The sequence below is a fragment of the Microcystis sp. M53602_WE12 genome, assembly GCF_030065455.1.
Taxonomy (GTDB): Bacteria; Cyanobacteriota; Cyanobacteriia; order Cyanobacteriales; family Microcystaceae; genus Microcystis; species Microcystis aeruginosa.
On the sequence record NZ_JASJFB010000659.1, the window covers coordinates 1 to 7,402 of the forward strand.

Here is a 7,402-nt window from a genome sequence, read left to right on the forward strand (position 1 = left end):
ATCCTTATCTGGCAAGAGACTTAATTGATTAGTTCGCTCTAGAGCAAAAACAATTGACAAAAATCGCTAAATGCTTTTCTATATAAGGGTTCCATCCCTTATAACCCCCGTCCATTGCATAACAATTACCGAAGAGCCTTTAAAAGATCGACCACGGTTTACGGATGAGCAATGGCAGCAAATGACTAAAGGATTAAACCAACTTGGTTCAATAGCTAAGGCAAATGGGATGCAGTTGTGCTACCACCCCCATGTGGGGACGGGAGTACAAGACCTCAAAGATATCGATAAGTTAATGGCCAATACCACTCCAGAAAATGTCAAATTGCTTCTTGATACGGGTCATTTATACTATGCGGGAGTTGATCCTTTAGCTGTTACCAAGAAATATGCTAACCGGATCAAGCACGTTCACCTAAAAAATATTCGCCAATCTGTTTTAGATAAATCCGAAGAAGATGGTATTAGCTTTCTAGATTCGATCCAGAAGGGGGTGTTTACCGTTCCGGGAGACCCCAAAGGTGCCATTGATTTTCCTCCCATCTTACAAGAGCTTGCTAAAGCCCATTATCAAGGATGGCTAGTGGTCGAGGCAGAACAAGATCCTAACAAAACAAATCCCTTAGAAAACGCGGTAATCGCTCGCACATATCTGCGCAAACTGACGGGTTTATAAACCCCATCCACAGGGAAAACCGTAGTTTTGTTTTTGCGGCTAGGATGCCTGCCTAGCAATACTTTTAAAGCTTAGGGACTTGCCTGCGAAATTCCAGTTCTCTGGACAGGTTACGGTTTGACTTGGCCATTGCGGGGGAGATGATCAAAAGATGATCAAAGGGAGCATCCCATTTTCACCATTGCCTTTTACAGATGGAAAAATTTCTCCTGAAACTCTCTCATGCAGACGCTCCCCCCATCCAAAATCCACAATCCAAAATGGGATACTCTCTCATGGAATCTAGTGATCACGCAAAAATCAGAAGCGTATTTGAAGAAGTCTATCCCACCAATGTTAGGGAGAGAGATCTATCTGCTTACGCCGATATGTACACAAAAGATGCCCTTTGGATGGCACCTGGAGTCCCCGATCGATCGGGAATTGCTGAAATAGTTGAAGGGTTTGCCGAACAGATTGCACAGAACGACATCGATCCTATTTTCACTGCTGAAGAAATCAAGGTTATGGGCGATTTCGGTTATGTCATAGGAATTTCTCGAGCCACAATTCGCCCGAAAGATGGCAGCCCATCAAGGTCCGTTAAGTTTCGGGCATTATGGTTAATGAAAAAAGAGCAAGATGTTTGGAAAATTAGTCGCCAGATCTGGAATAATAAACCGGAATAATTTTGTAAACCTTTCATTTTTGGAGACAGCTAAAATGGATAAGGAAGAATATCGCCACATTATTGACAACTACTTCCGTGCCTTCGGAACTGGCGATTTCTCTGAGGTGCAGTTCTCTTCTCAGATACAGTTTCTTAGCCCGATCAGTGAGAGAACTATCAACGGGACGGAAGATGTGTCAAACTTTGTAAGCGGTGTTGCTACTCGCGTCTCAGAGGTAAATGTCCTGTCAATTACCATTGAATACCCGAGGGCAAGTGGGGTCTGGCAGATGAAAACAACAAAAGGCACTCTATACACCCTGCACAATTTCTTCCGTCTTGACGAAGAAGGACTTGTCTATATTTGGCCGATGTTCGATCCCAAAGCGGTCATCGATAATCCAGCGGGATTGATTCAATGGCTTACGGGCAACGGCTATTAATTCGTTTTTCAATTCACACTGACTTTTGAATCAAAAAAAATCATCATCGGGAATAGCAAAAATGAGCAAATCTTCCTCCTTGTCTCAGCCTGATATTTACCTAAGCTTTTTCATGTTTACTACCGATCTAAAGCCCGATAACTCGGAATATCGAAAAACGGTTGTTGAACATATCAAAAAACTGCAAGATTTTGGTTACACTGGTTTCGAGTTTCCCATTGCACCTCCGCCTCCAGGAACTACAAATTATGCTCAGGATGATCTTAAAAACTATACTGAACTAAGGTCATATCTAGACAGCGAAGGATTGACAGAGGTAAAAATTTCTACTAATGTGGGGGCTACCCCTAGCTTCGATCCCAGTTCTCCCGACCCTGACATAAGACAAGAAGCTCTAGATTATCTTAAGTCACGGGTTGATATCACCGCCGCTTTAAGGGGTAATATCATGATGGGTCCAATTGTTATCCCTTACGGTCTTTTTCCAGTTACAGAATCCACCAAACAGCCTATCTGGAGTGATCAACTTCAGGATTATTTAAAAGGTCGCTATGAGAACGCTCAACCGATTCTTAATCAGTTAGGTGAATATGCAAAGGGCAAGAATGTCAAATTAGCGATCGAACCGATCACCCACTGGGAAACATCTGGACCGAACAAATTATCGCAATTAATTGAGTTTTTGGAGGAGGTTCCTAGTAAACAAGTAGGAGTGGTAATCGATAGCGCCCATGAAACTCTCGATGGCGAAGGTCCTGAGATTTTTGAGCAACAAGTTAAGTATCTTGCTGAACAGGAAAGACTCCACTATATCCAGGTGTCTCCTCCAGATCGCGGTGCCATTCATACCAGTTGGCTACCTTGGCAATCTTTTTTAAAACCAATTCTCAAGGTTTATCATGGGCCAATGGCGGTTGAGATTTTCAATGCTATTCCTGCTTTTACTAACTCATTGCGCCTGACTCGACGCAAGTTTTGGATTCCGGGAGAAGATGCAGCCAATGAATATCCCAGTGCCTATGATATTGCTGATCTTGCTATTAAAGCGACACGCCAAGAAATTGTTGAAACAATCAACAGCTATCGTTAAACTTAAGAGGTAATATGGGCTTTAGTTTATCTGATAAAAAAGCTAAAATTATCTCAGTCTTTCTGGTATTTGTTTTAGCATTAGGAATTGCCATTTGTGGCTTGGAAAATGCGATTGCCGCTCCCTTAAAAGGAAACCCAGAAATCATGGGAATGTGGGAAACCTTACCCATGCCACCGCCAGAAAATCGAATGCAGTCTGTCCATACTATAGTCTTACCCAATGGTAAGGTTTTGATGGTCAATGGCAGTAGTTTTCGCAGTCTGGTAGTTAAAGAAAATGGAGAAGATCAATTTACGCAATTTACCGAGGGAGTGGATGTCAAAAACTACGACGTAGTCAATAATACAGGGCTGCTCGATCCCGAAACAGGTAAAGTTGAACGCATTCCCTCACCCCCAGCCATACAACACGGGACAACTAACGATCTCTTTTGTGTGGGTCATGTACAGTTAGCGAACGGAAACGTTTTATTTGTGGGGGGAACAGGACGTTATTATCCTGGCGGTGCATTTACGGGAACAAAACAACTCAATTTATATGATTGGAAAACCAGGAAATGGAAAGACTTAGGGGAAATGAAAGAAGGACGCTGGTATCCGAGTTTAATTTCCTTGAATGATGGTAAAGTAGTGATTCTTTCCGGTTTAAAATGGGGAGGTCTTAATCAAATCAATCCCAGTATCGAAATTTACGATCCCAAAACCGAAAACCTCTCTTATTTTGATCCTACAACTATCAAAAACAGTCCCTTTAATACTAAAGTAGAAAATGGAGATGTTTATGATAGTATAGACCTCTATCCCCGGGTTTTTCCTCTAGCCGATGGACGGCTGTTGCTCACAGGAGATGAAGCCGGTATTGCCGGAGTTTTAGTGCCACATTCCAGCAAAAAAAGCTATTTGATGAGCATTAAAGAAGACGCAACTGGAAAATTATCTATTAGTTTTGAAGTAGGGCCAGACCGGGCAGAAACCAGCAAGGCTTACGGGACCGCCCTACAAGTGCCTAACTCCGAAGATGTCTTGTTACTAGGAGGCATCATTGGTACTAATAGTATTGCCTTTGGCCGAGGAGGTAATACTTCGGGTTTTCCAGGCGCTAAAGTCGTCGCTAGTTTACAACATTGGGTTTCTCCAGCAAACAGTCGCGAAAAGAATGGTAAATGGGAAATATTCCCCGATTTCCTCAAGACCCCCAGAGCTAACTTACAAGCGGTGATTTTACCCACTAAAGAAATTTTAGTGGTTAATGGAGGTGAATATCCCGAATACCTACCCGTTTACGAACCTTTATTGATGACTCCCGATGCAACCGCAGCAGCCGGGTATAAAACCCAGAGCTTGGAGCGGGCGAAATTGCCCAGGTTATATCATAATGGCGCAGTTTTATTACCAGATGCCCGTGTCCTAGTATTAGGTGGCAATGCTAACCGCGCTGCCAGGGAAAAAGACGGCACGGTTCATGTAAACGTTATAGGGGATCAGACTAGCTTTTTTAAATTTGCCAAGCTGCATGATCAATCAGGAAAGCCTGAAGAATTTGACCTCAATACTTTTTATCAAGATCCTCAGCATTATTTCGTGGAAAATGATAAAGAACCTTTTGTTCCAGCCGAAATTTGGCAAGGAGAGATCTTCAGTCCTCCTTATTTATTTAAGTCTGGTCCTCGCCCAGAAATTGTCAAAGCTACTGAAGAGCTTAACTACGGCCAATCTGGTAGCATTTCTGTAAAGAACGCCACGGAAAAAGGCTCTCTAGTTCTAGTTAAACTCGGTTCAGTCACTCATTCTTTTGATTTTGGGCAAAGATTAGCTGATTTGGCGGTAGAAAAGGTCACTTTGGGGGATGAGTCTGCCATTGACTTTAAAGTGTCAATCAGTCCCAATCTTTACCCACCGGGCTACTACATGATGTTCTACCTTAATGATGTGGGTAAGCCATCTCACGCCAAAATGGTCAAGCTTGGGGCTTGAGGTGCTAAAAATCGGCAATCCAAGGCACAATAATCAAGGAAAGTTTTCGATTAAAAAAAATACTCTTTTTGATCAATTGGGAGAAATTCTGCTGATGAAATATCTATCTGATAGCTTAGAAGTAGTGGCAGAATTGCCCTTTGCTCCAGGTAACATAACCCTAACCCCAGATGGCCGGCTTATTCTTAGCCTGCACCAATTTTATAACCCTGAAATGCGGGTAGCGGAATTAACTAAAGACGGTTTAATCCCGTTTCCTAATCAGTCGGACGGGACAATTATTACCCTTGATACCGTCTTAGGTATCAAGTCAGATGCTAAGGGAACTGTGTGGATGTTAGATAATGCCAATCAAAGCCAGTCAACCCCTAAACTGGTTGCTTGGGATACCCAAAATAATCAATTAGCGCGGGTAATTTATTTGCCCCCACCAATCACTCTCAATAATTCTTTTGTTAATGATTTGGTCATAGATCTGACCCGTAATTTCGTCTATATTTCCGATCCGGCTCCAGAAAAATTAGCGGCTTTGATTAGGGTTGATTTGAAAACGGGCTTAGCTTCTCGTATTTTGCAAGGATACCCCGGTATTATACCAGAAGATATCGATCTGGTGATTGATGGAACACCGGTACAAATTAAACAATCTGATGGAAGTTTGATTCGTCCTCATTTGGGTGTCAATGGCATTGTTTTAGATGCAGCCAATGAATGGGTTTATTTAAGCCCAATGCACCATACCAGTATGTATCGTATTCGGAGTGAGGATCTGAGCAACCCCAATTTAAGTGAAGCTGAACTGGGCAGTAAAATTGAACGATATAGCGATAAGCCAATTTGTGACGGTATTACTATTGACCAAGACAACAATATTTATCTGGGAGACTTAGCAGCTAATGGCATCGGGGTGATTACACCAGATCGCCGCTACCAACTGCTAGTAAATGATGAAAGATTGTCTTGGACTGATTGTTTAACCTTGGGATCCGATGGTTATTTATATGTGGATTGTAATCAATTAAATCGTTCACCACCTCTCAACGCAGGGGAAGATTCTTCCCATCCACCTTATTATATTTTTCGTCTAAAACTTTCGCAATCGTGAGGTATAAATCGGTAAAAATATTTAGTTTCAACTTGTCAAAACTGTAACCTAAATAGAGGAGTTAATCGATGGCACTTACAGAAGCAGACTTAAACACCTTACCAGAAAATGGCATTGATCCTGAAGAGCTTGGTAAATACCAGATTTTACTGGAAGATTTACAAGGCAATATTCTTCGGGGACATGGACGAGACTATAGCACCCATCTGTTTTTACAATTCAAACCAGATCTGACTAATCCAGTCAGAACGTGGATTCAAACTTTTGCCCAACAATATCTAAAATCTGCTAAACAACAGTCAGATGAGGCTCATCTATACCGAACCAAACAAGTATCGGGTGGCTTGTTTGCCAATTTCTTTTTATCTCGTAAGGGTTATGAATACCTAAAAATCGAACCCTACCAAATTCCCTCAGATCAGCCATTTCGCATGGGGATGAAAAATGATGACATCAGAAGTTTTTTAGGAGATCCACCGGTTGACCAGTGGGAAAACGGCTTTCAAACTCAAATTGACGCTTTAATACTGGTGGCCGATGACAGTATCCTCGATTTATCGGAAGCCGTCAAGAAAATAGAGGCACAATTGTGCCAAATAGCTGAAATTGTTCATCGAGATAATGGCTTTATCTTAAGAAATCAAGCCGGACAAATCATCGAGCATTTTGGCTTTGTTGATGGTGTGAGTCAGCCTTTATTTTTGAAGCGAGATATTCACAACTCACTACGCGATGACCGGGATTTTAAACAATGGGATCCGCGGGCATCTCTAGATGTTGTTTTAGTCAGGGATCCTAATGGACGAACTGAAGATAGTTATGGTAGTTATTTGGTTTATCGAAAACTTGAACAAAATGTGAAAGCATTTCGCCAGGATCAGCACCAACTAGCTCAAACTCTAAACATCAACGATGACTTAGCAGGAGCCCTGATTGTGGGCCGTTTCCAGGACGGAACTCCAGTTACTCTCTCGGATATGCCAACTTCTCCAGTTACACCCACTAACAACTTCAATTACGATCAGGATCAAACGGCGACAAAGTGCCCATTTCACGCCCACATTCGCAAAACAAACCCTCGGGGAGATACGGGGATAGTGGAGTCTTCTCCCGGTTTTAACGAAGCCTTAAAGATCGAAAAAAACCACCGAATTACCCGCCGGGCAGTTAGTTATGGAGAAAATGATGCCACAAAAGAACCCGAAAAGGACTCAGGATTACTGTTCATTTGCTTTCAATCTAGTATTGAAAATCAATTTAATTTTATGCAAGCAAGATGGGCTAATCCGAAAAACTTTGTCCAAGTCAATGTTGGTCCCGATCCATTGGTGAGAAGTTAAGCTTGTGTGTAATTTGTCAAGGGGTTATTGAAAAAAAATTGGGGACTACTTCGTTGCCGGTCAGGAAAAGGTGCTACAATCAGCTTGACTGTTGATTTTCGCTTTGTTTTGACAACTCCTAAA

Annotated in this window: 7 protein-coding genes; all 7 read left to right on the plus strand. The window is 42.1% G+C overall.

Translation table 11 applies throughout. The annotated features are described in order from the left end of the window. Window positions 1-124: 124 nt before the first annotated feature. The 7 genes from PX482_RS20675 (at window position 125) to PX482_RS20705 (ending at window position 7,279) form a co-directional block, all read left to right on the plus strand. Window positions 125-676, plus strand: coding sequence for a TIM barrel protein (locus PX482_RS20675; RefSeq protein WP_288095575.1), 552 nt, complete (start codon window positions 125-127; stop codon window positions 674-676). Window positions 677-870: 194 nt separating this feature from the next. Then, window positions 871-1,344 carry a YybH family protein gene (locus tag PX482_RS20680; RefSeq protein ID WP_002762504.1) on the plus strand — a complete coding sequence of 158 codons (474 nt, stop codon included), beginning with the start codon at window positions 871-873 and terminating at the stop codon, window positions 1,342-1,344. A 34-nt stretch (window positions 1,345-1,378) separates the two neighbouring features. Beyond that, window positions 1,379-1,768: a DUF4904 domain-containing protein gene (locus tag PX482_RS20685; protein ID WP_002762506.1), complete on the plus strand. Its 390-nt coding sequence runs from the start codon at window positions 1,379-1,381 to the stop codon at window positions 1,766-1,768. Window positions 1,769-1,880: 112 nt separating this feature from the next. Then, complete coding sequence (locus tag PX482_RS20690; protein ID WP_288024157.1) at window positions 1,881-2,858, plus strand: sugar phosphate isomerase/epimerase family protein; 978 nt, start codon at window positions 1,881-1,883, stop codon at window positions 2,856-2,858. Between the two features lie 14 nt (window positions 2,859-2,872). After that, window positions 2,873-4,834, plus strand: coding sequence for a galactose oxidase early set domain-containing protein (locus tag PX482_RS20695; RefSeq protein ID WP_288095572.1), 1,962 nt, complete (start codon window positions 2,873-2,875; stop codon window positions 4,832-4,834). 94 nt (window positions 4,835-4,928) lie between these two features. Next, window positions 4,929-5,939, plus strand: a complete 1,011-nt coding sequence (locus PX482_RS20700) for an L-dopachrome tautomerase-related protein (protein ID WP_043999400.1) — start codon at window positions 4,929-4,931, stop codon at window positions 5,937-5,939. 68 nt (window positions 5,940-6,007) lie between these two features. After that, on the plus strand, window positions 6,008-7,279 hold the full coding sequence (locus PX482_RS20705) for a Dyp-type peroxidase (protein WP_288024163.1): 1,272 nt from the start codon (window positions 6,008-6,010) through the stop codon (window positions 7,277-7,279). Window positions 7,280-7,402: the final 123 nt, after the last annotated feature.